This window comes from Bacteriovorax sp. PP10 (genome assembly GCF_035013165.1).
In the GTDB taxonomy this organism is placed as follows: Bacteria; Bdellovibrionota; Bacteriovoracia; order Bacteriovoracales; family Bacteriovoracaceae; genus Bacteriovorax; species Bacteriovorax antarcticus.
Genome location: NZ_JAYGJQ010000002.1, coordinates 869523 through 882607 on the forward strand (window position 1 = coordinate 869523; position 13085 = coordinate 882607).

Sequence of the window (13085 nt, forward strand, 5' to 3'; positions counted from 1 at the left end):
AGAGATTAAACACTAATGCTTAATGGCCCTGTGATCTTTGTGATGATGTTTACGTAAAAGTCTGTTGTACATAATTTGTTTTTCTGCAATTGGAATTGCCAGAGCTGAAAGAGTGGTGATGGCTATACCGCAAGCAACTGAGTTCCATAATAGGAATGAGTTGTCCCAATAGATTAAAAATAACGGCGAACAAATTAACCAGACACCCACACATAAACTTAACCATTCGGCCCAAACTCTTAAGTGTCTAAGAGCAACGATTGAATTGAATATAACGACTGCCCCAATCATTGTGAAGTTCCACATCACGACGTTAATATCATTTGCTCCAAACCCCCAACTGACAGTCCACGGTATTGAAAAGAGCCAGAGCCCTATAAAAAGAATAACTATATTTTCCCATTTAGCAGTTTTCATATGATCTCCCATTTTTTTAAGCAATTAGGCCAGTGTACCCAACCTTTATAATTGCAAGATGAAAGCCGTCTGTAAGCTAGCGAGATCCCAAGCGAATTGATTTTTGTTTAAGGGAAAAAAGCCCGACGAATTTCTCGAAAGTTTGACGACTTAAGTCCATTGAATGGGGGAGGAATTCTTGTGTTTCAAGACTGATTTGATCTTTTGAAAAGTTTTGATGTGTACTAAACATTTCATCGTAATTTCTAGGATTATCCAGCCATCTTTGAATCATAGGTTGATCAACTTCAAGATGAAATTGTAGACCGTAAACTTTGTCACCGTATCTAAAAGCTTGTCCATGGCAGACATCGGATTTGGCCAGATGAACAGCAGACTTAGGGATATCAAAAGTATCACCGTGAAGTTGAAAGATTTTCTCTCTTGGCCTGAAGTGAGAAAGAAGCGGGTCTTGTAAACCGTCTTCCGTCAGATCAATATCACACCAGCCGATTTCTTTTTCATGATTCTTTTTTACATCAGCACCTAAGACATGGGCGAGGAGTTGGGCCCCAAGACAAATTCCAAGAATTGGGATTTCTTTTTTTAGGGCTTCTTCAATAAGCTGCATTTCAACTTTAATGTGTTTGTATTTTTCAGCTTCATAGACGCCCATGTGGCCGCCGAGAATAATAAGCCCATTATACTTTTGAACTGAAGGCTGTTCATCAGGAGTGCGCTCAAAGTTCACATAACGCATGTTCAGCCCACTTCCTTTAAGAGTAGGGTTGAGCGTACCTAAAATTTTGTGAGCAACGTGCTGGAAGACGAGAACTTTTCTCATATATTAATCATACTCAATCAAAGAAATAAAATAAGGGTGAAAGAGATGTCATGGACCAAAAAGTTATTATAGGCAATTCCAGTGTTAACGTGTTTGTTCCAGAGATACTGAACTCCAGCATAATAATCCCTTTTATCGCGCTCAAATGTTAAGAATCCTTTGTCTTCTTTAAGGTTGTCAGAAGATTCTTTTCTGTAGGCCAGGTTAAAAAGGAATTTTTTATAGTTGTAAGCAGAAGAGTAGATAGTGACCGAAGTTTCATTCTGATAAAACTTGTATTTGGTTTTAATCATTCCGGCATCCAGAGAAAGATTACCGATTTGAGTTCCCACTGATAAAGTTGTTGCTGTGAAAGTTTCAGTATAAGTACTGCTTCCAAATCTAACCGAATAGGGCATCTGACTGTAAGGATCGTAATAGTTTCCAAGATCAAGTTTAGTATCGTCTTTATAAACGTAGGCCCCAAAGTTTAAAAACCCAAGTCTTGCTGAAAAGCCTACACCTGGATTAATTTTTTTTACGTCAGGATTTCTCTTTAAGGAAACTCCCAGGTCAAATGCGTAGTTTTTTCCTTTAAGAATCTTAGCTCCTAAGGCCACATTAAGTTTTTTAGTCTTATAACGCTTTTTTTCATTACGTCTTTGTGCATAGACATCATCAATTTCAATGGCCCTGTTTCCAAAAAAGCTGTTTTCAGATGTAGGGGTAATAAGTGCTCCACCAACGTTTCCAGTACCTGTAACCAGGTTAAAACCGAGTGAATTGTTCGGTTGATAAAGAGTCTCAACTCCCAGTCCTTTAATGTTACTTATATTACTTGGGTTGAAATTGGCCGAACTACCGCTTGAAGGTTGTGACTTAGAAGTACTGCTTTGGCTGCCACTGCCACAGTTTTTAAAATAAGTGCAAAGATCATCCTCTGCTGATGCCTGAAATATGGATGAAAATAGGATGAGGATTATAGCAATCACAAATCCAGTATAAAGTCTTTTAGCGCAGCTTGATACAACTCCTTCATGGGGAGAATATTTCCATATAGAAGATCCTTTTCCGAGTATCGTCTGCTACTATTAAGTCATGTTGTACGGTAATGAATCCATTTCTTATTATTCAAAAAGTAATGTTTCTATCTGGATGCTGATGGCCTTTCAGGCAGGATTATTAAATATTGGCGGCTTTATGGCCTGCCATCGTTTCGTTTCTCATGTCACAGGCTTTGCGACTTTTTTTGGTTATGAAATCAATCAGGCCGATAACAGTCACGCCATTGGAATGCTGGTTGTCCCTTTATTTTTTCTTCTAGGTGCTATGATCAGTGGTTTTTTAGTTGATATACGATTGAAGATGCATAAAAGGCCAAAATACTATTTATCTTTTGGTTTTATTTTTATTTTATTGCTGGCAATTTATATCGGGGGAATTAGCGGCCTTTTTGGCGTCTTTGGAGAGCCTCTTAACAACCGCAGTGATTACCTCTTACTCATCATTCTTTGTTTTACATGCGGAATTCAAAACGGATCGATCACATCAGTTTCCAAATCAGTTATCCGGACTACTCATTTAACTGGGATTACAACTGATCTGGGGATTGGGCTAGCTCGGATGTTGAGTGCAAAAAAACTGAGTGAGACAATGGAAAATGAAAAGAAGGCCACTTTAATGAGAGTGGGGATTATTCTCTTTTTTGGGCTGGGCTCTGTGGCCGGTGGATTTGTTTTTAGCAAGCTTGCTTATTATGGATTTATCATTCCAGTTGCGACGTCAGGAGTTCTATTTTCATTGATGTTGTACTTCCAATTTTTGAAACCTAAGATGGCCAGTTAAATTCAAGAGGTGATTGTGACATTAAAAGAAAAATTACACACCACTATTTTTGAAAGTGAAACCCGTGCCGGAAAAATATTTAATATTGCTCTTATCATTCTTATTTTAATAAGTGTCTCCGCCGTTATTATTGAGAGTATTCCTTCTGTCCACGAAAAATATGGCCAGATTTTTTTGTACCTGGAATTATTCTTCACGGGAATTTTCACAATTGAATACTGCCTGAGATTGTACTCTGTAAAAAAACCTTTAAGTTATGCTTTCAGTTTTTTTGGAGTCGTCGATTTTTTTTCCATTATCCCCACTTTTTTAGTCATCGTACTTCCAGGGGCACAATCACTACTGATTTTGAGATCAATTCGTTTACTGCGAGTGTTTAGGATCTTCAAATTAGGAATTTACTTTGATGAAGGATCATCAATTCTTAACGCCCTTATAAAGAGCCGCTATAAAATTTCAGTTTTTTTCTTTTCGATTATTATCCTTGTCACGATTTCAGGTGGGCTAATGTATATGGTGGAAAGCCCGGAGAGTGGCTTTACAGATATTCCCACGAGTATTTATTGGGCGATTGTGACGATGACCACTGTTGGTTATGGAGATATCGCCCCAGCGACAGCATTGGGAAAAGGACTTGCTTCATTACTCATGATTAGTGGTTATGCCATCATCGCTGTTCCAACCGGAATCGTGACGGCAGAGTTAACAAAGACACATGTAATAACTAATAATGCCTGCCCAACTTGTGGCAGAGAGGGGCATGCAGCTGATGCTGTATTCTGTAAGTTTTGCGGAAGTAAGCTTTAATCTACTTAGGCAGCTTTACTTATTAGAGTTAAAGGGCTCAATCCTAATTGATTAGCAATTGCTGTAATCGTACTCATTCGAAAATCTTCGGCCTTCACATTTTCCAACTCCCATATTGTAGACGTTGAAATTTTTGCCGCTGTGGCAAGCTCTTGCATGCTCAGGCCTTGTTCAGTTCGGGCCTTTTTTAGATTTTTCGCCAGATTATTAATTAAAATTTTTAATTCTCTGTCTTTTATTCCCTTAATATTACGTCCCATAACATGTCTCCTTCTTCTCAGGATACATACTTATGTAAGTTTATATCCATAAGTATATATCCGTAAGGATAAATCCTTAAGGTTTTCATGTTTAGTTCCGATAAAGTCCGCATTCAGTAAGGCAAACACATTATATGGAGGGGCAATGAATCGAATCGAAAAAAATTTGTCTAGCGATCATAGGGCCCAGGCCCAAAGTGATGACAGTTTGCGCTATCTGATCTTCTCACTTTCAGAGGAGGAATTCGCGATTCCACTGTTAGATGTGAAAGAAGTTATCGGGTTATCTGCAACGACACCTATTCCTAATACTCCGGCGTATTTCAAGGGAATAATTAACTTACGAGGGCAGGTCATATCTATTATGGATTTGAGGTTGAAGCTCAATCTTAAAAAAGCAGATTATGGCCCTGAGGCATCCATCATTATCCTCGACATGGATTCACATTTCCTGGGAGTGATTGTTGATTCGATAAATTGCGTTTTGCCATTTACGCCTGAGGAAATGAGTGAGGCACCTTCATCGGCAGTCACTTCAGTTAAAGAGGCCTTTATTAAGAGTATTGGAAAAAAAGATAAACGTCTTATTCTCAATCTTGATATTGGGGCGATCTTAAACCCTGCAGACAGGGGCGCATTGGGAACTGTAAAAAAATTAGTAGCATAAATAAATATATTAGGGGAGTTAGTATGAGTACATGGAGTTTGAATCGTAAAGTATGGGCCATTTTGTCTTTGTTGATCGTGGCCTTTGTTGTGTCTGTTTTTTTAGCTTTAAATAGTATGGGAAAAATTCGTGATGACTTAAATGAAATTACGACAAAAAATGTGAAGCGCGATCAATTAACTTCAGCAATCCAGGACTCTCAAAGAGTTTTAACAATTTCTACTTTTGAGTTAATCCTAGAGCCGGATATGGCAAAGATGGTATCAAGCAAAAAAAAATTTGATAATGAGCTGACTGAACTAAAAAAGAGCATGGGATTGTATCGTGAACTGGCCTCTGAAAAAGGGAGAGGTTTTCTAGCAAGTTATGAAATGGCCCTTGATAAATGGGTTGACGTGGCGATCAAGGCACAGGATCTTGCCGTTAAAAACCAAAATAAAGAAGCATTTGAATTGATTTCCTCTGTCGATGAATCTCGCTCTGAAATGAGAAAATCAGTCCTGGCCATGAATCAGTTAACTGCAGACCAGTTGGCCGAAAAATCAGCTACTGCAAATTCAATGGCCTCTAATTCAATTTTTTTAACACTGATTATTTCGACATCATCAATTGCCGTTTCAATTGCTATCGCATTTTATGCTTTAAGAGCAGTGACGAATGCAATTAATAATGTCGTAAAGAGTCTTTTTGATAGCTCAATTCAAGTAAGTAGTGCAGCTGGGCAGATTGCTTCTTCAGCAGAAGAGCTATCGCAAGCAACGACAGAGCAGGCCGCATCTCTGGAAGAAACAGCAGCTTCAATTGAAGAAATGAATTCCATGGTTGCTAAAAACTCTGATAATGCAAATTCAACAGCAAGAACTTCTGGAGTGTCTCAACAAAAAGCGAGTGAAGGGAAAGTTGTTGTAGAGAAAATGATTAACTCAATGGATGAAATTAATAAAAGTAATTCAATGATTATGGATCAGGTTAATTATAGTAATAATAGAATTGCCGAAATTGTAAAAGTCATCGAAGAGATCGGAAACAAAACTAAGGTTATTAATGACATTGTTTTCCAGACAAAACTTTTATCTTTTAACGCTTCAGTTGAGGCCGCAAGAGCAGGTGAGCATGGGAAAGGATTTGCTGTCGTAGCAGAAGAAGTAGGAAATTTAGCGGCCATGAGTGGAAGTGCAGCGAAAGAAATTACGACACTTCTGGATGAAAGTATTCACAAGGTAAATGAAATCGTCAGCGAAACAAAGACTAAAGTTGAAAAACTTATTGTTGAAGGAAAAGGAATTGTTGAAAGTGGTGGAGTCGTGGCCCGTCAATGTGGTGATGTCCTGGAAGAAATCGTAACCAATGTTGCCAGTGTCTCTCATATGGCGACAGAGATTGCGACGGCCAGCGAAGAGCAGTCTCGTGGAGTCACAGAGATTACAAAGGCCATGGGGCAACTTGATCAGGCCACTCAGCAGAACGCCGCGACAAGTGAAGAATGTGCAAGTGCTGCCGAGGAATTATCAGCTCAGGCAGAGGCCCTGAAGAAATCAGTAGGGCAATTGGTTCTTACAATTAATGGTGCTAATGGAAATACTGAAACGGCCGAAGAAAAGGCTTCAACGAATATTTCTTATTTAAAGAAGAAAACTAAGGCCGCACCAATCGCCCATACAAAACCAGTGGTCCGTGAGGTTAAAAGAGTGTCTGGTGACAATACTCCTCACTATGATCATGATGGCTTTAAGGACGTTTAATGACGACGATGGAAAAAATAATACGAGAGGGTAATGACCCTCTCGTTCTTGATGAAAACGAAATGCAGTTTTTTAGTGAGACAATTTTTAAACTGACAGGGATTCATCTTACGCCTGCAAAATCAGATTTACTAAAAACCAGACTGCGAAAAAGACTACAAGACCGCGGTTTTTCCAGCTACCGCGAGTATAAGGTTTTATTAGAGAACATTCCACAAAGTGATCCTGAGTGGCAGTCTTTTATTAATATCCTTACCACTAATAAAACAGATTTTTTTAGGGAGCCAAAACACTTTGAATACCTTATTGAAAAATTTATACCTGAATGGCTTAAATCTAATGAAGAAACTCTTCGTGTATGGTCAGCTGCTAGCTCTACAGGTGAAGAGGCGTATACTTTGGCGATGGTATTGAGTAAATATCTTCCAAAGGATAGGAGCTTTACTATTTTAGGAACAGATGTCGATACTAATGTTTTAAAAAAGGCACAGAATGCGGTTTATTCAATGATGAAATTTAATGAAATTCCTCCTGAGTATCAATCAATGATTGATATCGGAAAGGATGAGGCCGAAGGATGGTTTCGTATTAAAAATGAAATTAAAAATAGAGTATCTTTCCGTCAGCATAATTTAATTGAAGGCAATTATCCTGCAGAAAATCCTTTTGATGTCGTCTTATGTCGGAATGTCCTCATTTATTTCGCCAGAGAAACAGTCGCAAAAGTTAATCGAAAACTTTATGCAGCGACAAAGGCAGATGGCGTTTGTATGATCGGCCATTCTGAGAGCTTCCACAACATTACTCATCAATGGAAGTCTCATGAAGCTTCTATATATAGAAAATAATTTATAAGTACTGATTCATTTCCGGGATGCTCATTTTCATGTGTCCCGGCTTACTGTCATTGCTCTGACCAGGATTTGTTTTATTGGTATATACATGATCTTTAAATAATGAAGTTAAATCTTCAGAATAATAAGTCGACATCTTCGCTGCAAACTCTTCAGTCGTCATGGGTTTAAAAGCATCATTTTTAATCATGTCATTTAAAAAAGCAGTTAAACCACCATTGCTTTGAAATTTATAATTTAAGTAAGACATAAAAGAGGCACCCTGAGTATAGGCCCTGTATTCCGTATAGCGACGGTATTGTGAATTGCCGGCCATGTTGGCAGCAATACCTTTTAAGTCTGGACGAGTTCCTGAACCTGAATCACTCCATGTCGTAACGGCTTCATCAATCCATCCTGCATTTCCGTTGGCCGGCATGAACCCACCACGGGCAAAATAGGAATGAGTCAGTTCATGATTTAATGAACTTAAATCAGTCATGGTTGCCCCACAGTATTCCATCCCACCATTGCCAGCAATAAAGACGATAATTTTTTGATGTAACCAAGGCCCGTATTTTGATTCCAGAACTTGAATGCTACTGATGATTTTCTTTTTAGCATCTTCCAGATTTGTGTAGGAGTCTTTTGCATAAACCACACCTGGAATATCCCTGCCATCTAGTGTTGTATAAGTGAATTTATTTTCAGGGTACCTGCCAATGGGTGTTGTGTGATAATAAAGTGAAGACGAAGTATAGGTTTCCGGGAATTCAACGGTGAATCTGTTACTGCCTAAGTCTGTCACATTTCCATTAGTATAAAATTTTTGTTTGTCCATCGTTTGGAAATCAATATTAAAAGTCATCTTAACTTGATCATATTCAAAATTGGCCGGCAGATAAGCTTCAAGAAAATTCCTATCTCCTAAATCGTTAAACCAAAAAGAAGAGGAAACTCCAGTCGTTATGAAGTTCACTCCCTGATCGATTACTGAAGTGACAACAAAAGTATGCACGCCTGGTTTAATACTTTTTAAGATAATTCGAAACCATGTATCTTGATCAATTGAGTTGATAACCTTTGTAGAAACTTCAGTGCCGTCCACGAAAAATTTAATTGGATTTTCAACCATGTCGATGACAGGCATTCCTTCTTCAGTATTCTCAAATGTAATTGTAGATTTTGCCGTGACGGTTTTAGACCCAGGGTCATAAGTTAGATCGTAATCGGCCTTCTTGAAATCAACAAAAATGGCGTAACCTTCAGGAGATTTAAAATTGGCCGGAGCATGCCCGATTTTTGCTAAGAGTGTTGAAGGGAGTATTGCCACTAACAGAATTATCAATTTCATTTTCATATACTTTCATCCTTGAGAGTCAGTCACAAGTTTTAGACTATTGTGTTCCGGCCTCAATCGTCAATTTGAAATTAGCATAATAAAATAGTGGTGTTTTATGATCGGATTTTTACAGATGCGAATTTTTTTGCATTGTAAGAGTGACGAGTAATCTTTCATTTTCAGTTGAAAGCCATATCTCATTATCTTCAATGGAAATCGATAAATTCATTCCTCTTTCAACCAGAGTTTCAAGAGATTCGTTATCTACGAAATCAAAGTGCCCGATATCGAGATTGTTAAAGCGGTCAGTTGAGTTTTTCACAGACTCAAACCACTGCAGGCTTTGATTGCCTTGGTAAGTATAGATGGACACTTTTTTAGCTTTTGAAGCAATCTGGCGAATTCTTCTTTCATCGAGATGGCCTAACTCAATCCAGTGATCAATTGAGCCATCGTGATTGATCTTCCATAAATCAGGCTCAGTGTCGGCAGCAATACCTTTAGTGAATGTCAGATTCTCTTCCTGTGCGTTCAGAGCAAAGGCCAGAAGACGTGCCATCATGCGAAGATTGTTCTCAGAAGGATGTCTTGCTAATGTAAGAGAGTAATCATCATAGTGATGAATATTCATGTTAGAGAGCGAAAGCTTTACTTTAAATATCGTTGCTTTTAATGCCATGTCGGACATCATAGTCGCATGACAGACCTTTTTCAATCAGATTAGTTATTGAATGTTTAAAACTCTAATTTTGGGCCTCTTGATAGGCTCTTTGATTGGGGCCTGTATAGGTCCTGGGATATCTGGTTCTGTCGGTTCATCCACTGGAATACTTTTAGGTTTATCTTCAGGGTATTGAGAAGGGATAGGTTGATCGTTGGGGATATGAGAGATATCCGGATGCTCTTCTTTATTATTTCTTTCCCCACTCATATTTAAAATCAACATAATTTTCTCCTAATCCTTTTTAATCAAAGCAATCTTTTTTTCTTCATTTTTTAAATTGTATTCAGTAAGAACTGCCAGAACCTGGATCTTATTTGAAAGCATGTTCATGACCTCTTTGGCCTTTTTCCAAAGATAAAATTTTAGTTTCTGTATTCTTCCTAAAGAAGCAGAGATTGAAGCGAGTGAATCCTCTTTTATTTCTTCAATTATTAACGTGTCAGCAAAGGCATCTAATAGATCTGAATTATCTAAAATTGCACTGACAACGTCGGTCTTTTCTTGATCTATATTATTCATAAAAAATCTTCCTCATGAATAGTTGCTGATTTTTAAATTGCAGAATCAATACCAAAATTTAAGGTATGGAAAATAGATACTAGAAGCGTCAAAAAATGGGGTGAAATTGGATTGGACAAAATTCCCACGGAAAAAATACCTCAAAGTGGTAAAATAATAGACAATGGAGATATAATCTCTGGATGAAGAAAAACATTCAAAACATCATCGAAAAAGAGATCCCAATTGTTAAAAGCATGGGGGTTGAATTTGTCGATTTTCAGGAAGACTCTTGCACAATTACTGTTCCTATCGGGCCTAACCATAATCATAAAGGTACTGTTTTTGGTGGAAGTCTTTATTCGGCCTGTACGTCTGCTTGTTATGGATTGATGTACTCAATTCAAATCGATAAAAAATTAGATGAGTATGACCTGGTGATAGGAGAGGGTTCTATCCGTTATCAAAAACCAGTGCATAACGATTTTCAGGTGAAGGCACAATTAAAACTCACAGATCTGGCAACCTTCATTGGGAAACTTGAAAAAAATGGCTTCGGTAAGATTTCAATAACTGCTTATGTTTTTATTCAAAACGAAGAGACCCATTTGTGTGAGTACTCAGCGACTTTTATTATGATGAAGAAAAAATCTTAAGCGTGGACCACTTTGTGATGATGTTCTTTTTTATCCGCGTTCCTTGAAGACTATTCAACTACTAGTTAAATAATTCGCAGGCCTCTTCATATTTTAAGGCCAGCTCTTTTCTAAAAACATTGGGATCATTGTAGGTAAAGCTCACACGCTTTGATTTGTATGAACCTTTGTGGATTTCATAATTGGGAAAATTCCAATTGATCATTGCTTCAATAATGATTTTGCCGCTGTCTTCTTTAAAGTCTTCCAGAGTCGTTTTAAGAGAGTATTGCACGCGAGGTTTCTCTTCGCGGGGAACACTCTTGGCCAGCCCTTTAATACCTTCTTTGATTTCGGGATCAAGGATCTTAAAAGCTTCGCCCATATTGCTTTCATAACTCACGGCCAATAATGTTTTTTGATCAAGACTTTGGATCTGAATATTTTTATCGCTGGAAGTTTCCATGTAACGATAAAGAAAATTACTTTTCGTTTGTAATAAGTATTCCAGATAAGCTTTGTTATCTTTAAATAGGTGATGGATTTTCTCGTCGAGTTCTTTTTTTAAATTAGTGATGTCATTCATACAATTATTATGAAGTTTTATCTTTGAATGACAACTGGAAAATTTCCCCTTTCATTTTTTCTGGGGCTAAATTCACCAATTAAAAGGCCACCCCGAAGGATGGCCATTATTGAAATTGGGATCAAGAGTTTTCGAGCGTTGAGCGTCGATGTCGAAATCGTCTCCTTTTTAGTCTGGATCCAGTATGTTAAACGGATTATGACATCCTACCTGTCCAGAACATAGTGAGCTCGATGTAACTTGTGTAAAAGACTATCCAATAAGTTCATCTTTTACTTTTAGTCCCGTATTTTTAGTTGCAGTTCCGGTGCCAAAATACTTTAGAGATGCGCACGTGCTTGCGTCCAATGCCTTGAGCGTGGTCTATGGATTGCACTACAAGCTTTGCTGAATCAAGGAGGTTAATATGGATCGAGTCAGTGAAATAATGATAAAAGAATTTGTATGTTGTTCACCAATGGCAAAACTAGAAGAGCCGAAAAATCTGATGGAGAAATATCACTGCTCAAAAATACCAGTGGTAGATAAGAACCATATGATCATAGGATCAATTAGTAGAGCAGATCTCGATAAGGATGCTCATAATGTAATTGAATGCATGTCCAAAAATACTCGCGCAGTAGAAGAAGACTCCACTGTCGATGAGTGTTTAAAGTTAATGATTTTAAATGATATAGAGCAGGTTGCTGTCATTGATAAACAGGGGCACTTTCGCGGTATCGTGACTGAAAAAGAACTTCTGCATTAATCTTTTTTCGGGGCAATTCGCCCTCAAAAAAAATCAGAAATAAAAAATCATATCAAGTGCAAAGCTCATCAAAGAGCTTTTAGTTTCTTTTCATTTATATGTAAACGGCATGGTTGATGCAGTAATCTTTTTATAGAGGATTCATCCATGTCTATATTAGGAGATCATATGAGTATAACGAAAGAAAATAATCGCGATAAGAGTTTGGATAAAAATCTTCAGGATGACTGGATACCTGATCAACAAAGAAGGGCCGGAGCTACATCAGAGGCGATTGCTGAGTACGGTGGAGATATTAAAAGAAAAGACACTATCATAGAGAAGAAAACAAACCAGGCCTCTCAAAAAGATCCAGACAACTGGAAAAAGAAAGACGTAGGAGTTTAAGATGAATTTAGTAACAGATATAATGCTGACTGATCCTGTTCTATGCACCTCAGACATGAGAGTGGCAGAGATAAAATATTTACTAAAAAAATATGACTATGATGAAATGCTGGTTGTCGATTCATTGGAGGAAAAACATCCCATTGGACTTGTCAGCTTAGCTGACATGGATTTACCAGAGATTGAAGAGGCAGACATGCCATCTGATGTCAGTGCGCTGGAGTGCATGCGAGAAATCCCGGCCGTCGTGCTTGATAGTTCAACGTTAGAAGAGTGTTTAAATGTGATGCGTGCAAATCATTTGGATCGAATTCCGGTTGTTGATTTGAATGGGCACTTTGAAGGGATTATTGAAAAAGATCAGATTGCGAAAACATTATATTAAATGAGAGATTCCACCAGGATCAACCTGGTGGAATAGTTTACCAATAGTCTTAATGAAAACGACTTGGCACTTCAGTTTTATCTGATCCATGGGTTTTAACAATTTTATTATAAACACCTAAAAGAAGTAGGCTTGGTACCCAGCTACCAACGAAGTTTGCCCATCCCTTTCTTTTACTCATCACTGCAAGACCCAGAGAGACTGCGACTGCTCCACCTGCTGCTGCAAGAAAATAAGAAGAAGGAATTTTGATCGTTTGATGTTCGATCGCTTTCGTTGTTGAGCCTTCACGAACAGGCATTGCTTTCCCACTGTCATTCAAAAAAGTATCGTTTTGCATTTCTCTCTCCTTGAAAAGGAATATTCCTTAACTTGTTTCATGCAACTTAGAAGCCTAAGTTTATTAT

19 protein-coding genes are annotated in these 13085 nt (G+C 38.0%); 9 read left to right on the forward strand and 10 right to left on the reverse strand.

Translation table 11 applies throughout. The annotated features are described in order from the left end of the window. Positions 1-12: 12 nt before the first annotated feature. The 3 genes from SHI21_RS14185 to SHI21_RS14195 all read right to left on the reverse strand — a co-directional run bounded on the left by SHI21_RS14185 (position 13) and on the right by SHI21_RS14195 (position 2211). A complete protein-coding gene (locus SHI21_RS14185) occupies positions 13-417 on the reverse strand; it encodes an SPW repeat domain-containing protein (protein ID WP_323577354.1) in 405 nt (134 codons plus the stop codon). Positions 418-493: 76 nt separating this feature from the next. Continuing rightward, on the reverse strand, positions 494-1240 hold the full coding sequence (locus SHI21_RS14190; protein WP_323577356.1) for a type 1 glutamine amidotransferase: 747 nt from the start codon (positions 1238-1240) through the stop codon (positions 494-496). A gap of 17 nt (positions 1241-1257) precedes the next feature. Continuing rightward, complete coding sequence (locus SHI21_RS14195) at positions 1258-2211, reverse strand: hypothetical protein (protein WP_323577357.1); 954 nt, start codon at positions 2209-2211, stop codon at positions 1258-1260. A gap of 106 nt (positions 2212-2317) precedes the next feature. On the opposite strand from SHI21_RS14195, the gene SHI21_RS14200 reads away from it, so the two are divergent. Further along, positions 2318-3064 carry a YoaK family protein gene (locus tag SHI21_RS14200; RefSeq protein WP_323577359.1) on the forward strand — a complete coding sequence of 249 codons (747 nt, stop codon included), beginning with the start codon at positions 2318-2320 and terminating at the stop codon, positions 3062-3064. 15 nt (positions 3065-3079) lie between these two features. Further along, the gene (locus SHI21_RS14205) at positions 3080-3871 is read left to right on the forward strand and encodes an ion transporter (RefSeq protein ID WP_323577360.1); all 792 of its coding nucleotides are present in this window, start codon (positions 3080-3082) and stop codon (positions 3869-3871) included. 5 nt (positions 3872-3876) lie between these two features. Here the strand turns inward: SHI21_RS14205 and SHI21_RS14210 are convergent, their stop codons facing one another. Next, positions 3877-4131, reverse strand: a complete 255-nt coding sequence (locus SHI21_RS14210) for a helix-turn-helix domain-containing protein (protein ID WP_323577361.1) — start codon at positions 4129-4131, stop codon at positions 3877-3879. A gap of 145 nt (positions 4132-4276) precedes the next feature. Between SHI21_RS14210 and SHI21_RS14215 the strand changes: the two genes are divergently transcribed. From SHI21_RS14215 to SHI21_RS14225, 3 genes are read left to right on the forward strand one after another with little or no spacing between them, the layout of a single operon-like run. Beyond that, positions 4277-4798: a chemotaxis protein CheW gene (locus SHI21_RS14215; RefSeq protein WP_323577364.1), complete on the forward strand. Its 522-nt coding sequence runs from the start codon at positions 4277-4279 to the stop codon at positions 4796-4798. Positions 4799-4821: 23 nt separating this feature from the next. Beyond that, complete coding sequence (locus SHI21_RS14220; RefSeq protein WP_323577366.1) at positions 4822-6540, forward strand: HAMP domain-containing methyl-accepting chemotaxis protein; 1719 nt, start codon at positions 4822-4824, stop codon at positions 6538-6540. Continuing rightward, the gene (locus tag SHI21_RS14225; RefSeq protein ID WP_323577368.1) at positions 6540-7388 is read left to right on the forward strand and encodes a CheR family methyltransferase; all 849 of its coding nucleotides are present in this window, start codon (positions 6540-6542) and stop codon (positions 7386-7388) included. The genes SHI21_RS14220 and SHI21_RS14225 overlap by 1 nt, the downstream gene beginning before the upstream one ends. Before the next feature lies 1 nt (position 7389). Here the strand turns inward: SHI21_RS14225 and SHI21_RS14230 are convergent, their stop codons facing one another. From SHI21_RS14230 to SHI21_RS14245, 4 genes are all read right to left on the reverse strand, one after another. Beyond that, positions 7390-8733, reverse strand: coding sequence for a M1 aminopeptidase family protein (locus SHI21_RS14230; RefSeq protein ID WP_323577369.1), 1344 nt, complete (start codon positions 8731-8733; stop codon positions 7390-7392). A 109-nt stretch (positions 8734-8842) separates the two neighbouring features. Next, positions 8843-9394 carry a YaeQ family protein gene (locus SHI21_RS14235; protein WP_323577370.1) on the reverse strand — a complete coding sequence of 184 codons (552 nt, stop codon included), beginning with the start codon at positions 9392-9394 and terminating at the stop codon, positions 8843-8845. Between the two features lie 45 nt (positions 9395-9439). Continuing rightward, entirely contained in the window at positions 9440-9661 is a 222-nt protein-coding gene (locus SHI21_RS14240) for a hypothetical protein (protein WP_323577372.1), read from the reverse strand. 9 nt (positions 9662-9670) lie between these two features. Next, positions 9671-9958: a hypothetical protein gene (locus SHI21_RS14245; protein ID WP_323577374.1), complete on the reverse strand. Its 288-nt coding sequence runs from the start codon at positions 9956-9958 to the stop codon at positions 9671-9673. Between the two features lie 182 nt (positions 9959-10140). Between SHI21_RS14245 and SHI21_RS14250 the strand changes: the two genes are divergently transcribed. Then, positions 10141-10593: a YiiD C-terminal domain-containing protein gene (locus SHI21_RS14250; protein ID WP_323577376.1), complete on the forward strand. Its 453-nt coding sequence runs from the start codon at positions 10141-10143 to the stop codon at positions 10591-10593. Between the two features lie 61 nt (positions 10594-10654). Here the strand turns inward: SHI21_RS14250 and SHI21_RS14255 are convergent, their stop codons facing one another. Continuing rightward, entirely contained in the window at positions 10655-11158 is a 504-nt protein-coding gene (locus tag SHI21_RS14255) for a hypothetical protein (RefSeq protein ID WP_323577377.1), read from the reverse strand. 406 nt (positions 11159-11564) lie between these two features. Here SHI21_RS14255 and SHI21_RS14260 point away from each other — a divergent pair, with 406 nt between their 5' ends. From SHI21_RS14260 to SHI21_RS14270, 3 genes are all read left to right on the forward strand, one after another. After that, positions 11565-11906, forward strand: coding sequence for a CBS domain-containing protein (locus SHI21_RS14260; RefSeq protein WP_323577378.1), 342 nt, complete (start codon positions 11565-11567; stop codon positions 11904-11906). A 168-nt stretch (positions 11907-12074) separates the two neighbouring features. Then, positions 12075-12293: a hypothetical protein gene (locus SHI21_RS14265; RefSeq protein ID WP_323577379.1), complete on the forward strand. Its 219-nt coding sequence runs from the start codon at positions 12075-12077 to the stop codon at positions 12291-12293. A gap of 1 nt (position 12294) precedes the next feature. Next, entirely contained in the window at positions 12295-12678 is a 384-nt protein-coding gene (locus SHI21_RS14270; protein ID WP_323577381.1) for a CBS domain-containing protein, read from the forward strand. Positions 12679-12727: 49 nt separating this feature from the next. Here SHI21_RS14270 and SHI21_RS14275 read toward each other — a convergent pair whose 3' ends face one another. After that, positions 12728-13018 (reverse strand): hypothetical protein, encoded by a 291-nt coding sequence (locus tag SHI21_RS14275; RefSeq protein ID WP_323577382.1) that lies wholly within the window; start codon positions 13016-13018, stop codon positions 12728-12730. Positions 13019-13085: the final 67 nt, after the last annotated feature.

Excerpts from the sequence above, each read along its gene's own strand:
- SHI21_RS14185 (WP_323577354.1), bottom strand. The coding sequence starts at position 417 with ATGAAAACTGCTAAATGGGAAAATATAGTTATTCTTTTTATAGGGCTC.
- SHI21_RS14190 (WP_323577356.1), bottom strand. The coding sequence starts at position 1,240 with ATGAGAAAAGTTCTCGTCTTCCAGCACGTTGCTCACAAAATTTTAGGT.
- SHI21_RS14200 (WP_323577359.1), top strand. The coding sequence starts at position 2,318 with ATGTTGTACGGTAATGAATCCATTTCTTATTATTCAAAAAGTAATGTT.
- SHI21_RS14210 (WP_323577361.1), bottom strand. The coding sequence starts at position 4,131 with ATGGGACGTAATATTAAGGGAATAAAAGACAGAGAATTAAAAATTTTA.
- SHI21_RS14215 (WP_323577364.1), top strand. The coding sequence starts at position 4,277 with ATGAATCGAATCGAAAAAAATTTGTCTAGCGATCATAGGGCCCAGGCC.
- SHI21_RS14220 (WP_323577366.1), top strand. The coding sequence starts at position 4,822 with ATGAGTACATGGAGTTTGAATCGTAAAGTATGGGCCATTTTGTCTTTG.
- SHI21_RS14225 (WP_323577368.1), top strand. The coding sequence starts at position 6,540 with ATGACGACGATGGAAAAAATAATACGAGAGGGTAATGACCCTCTCGTT.
- SHI21_RS14230 (WP_323577369.1), bottom strand. The coding sequence starts at position 8,733 with ATGAAAATGAAATTGATAATTCTGTTAGTGGCAATACTCCCTTCAACA.
- SHI21_RS14235 (WP_323577370.1), bottom strand. The coding sequence starts at position 9,394 with ATGGCATTAAAAGCAACGATATTTAAAGTAAAGCTTTCGCTCTCTAAC.
- SHI21_RS14240 (WP_323577372.1), bottom strand. The coding sequence starts at position 9,661 with ATGTTGATTTTAAATATGAGTGGGGAAAGAAATAATAAAGAAGAGCAT.
- SHI21_RS14245 (WP_323577374.1), bottom strand. The coding sequence starts at position 9,958 with ATGAATAATATAGATCAAGAAAAGACCGACGTTGTCAGTGCAATTTTA.
- SHI21_RS14250 (WP_323577376.1), top strand. The coding sequence starts at position 10,141 with ATGAAGAAAAACATTCAAAACATCATCGAAAAAGAGATCCCAATTGTT.
- SHI21_RS14255 (WP_323577377.1), bottom strand. The coding sequence starts at position 11,158 with ATGAATGACATCACTAATTTAAAAAAAGAACTCGACGAGAAAATCCAT.
- SHI21_RS14260 (WP_323577378.1), top strand. The coding sequence starts at position 11,565 with ATGGATCGAGTCAGTGAAATAATGATAAAAGAATTTGTATGTTGTTCA.
- SHI21_RS14265 (WP_323577379.1), top strand. The coding sequence starts at position 12,075 with ATGAGTATAACGAAAGAAAATAATCGCGATAAGAGTTTGGATAAAAAT.
- SHI21_RS14270 (WP_323577381.1), top strand. The coding sequence starts at position 12,295 with ATGAATTTAGTAACAGATATAATGCTGACTGATCCTGTTCTATGCACC.
- SHI21_RS14275 (WP_323577382.1), bottom strand. The coding sequence starts at position 13,018 with ATGCAAAACGATACTTTTTTGAATGACAGTGGGAAAGCAATGCCTGTT.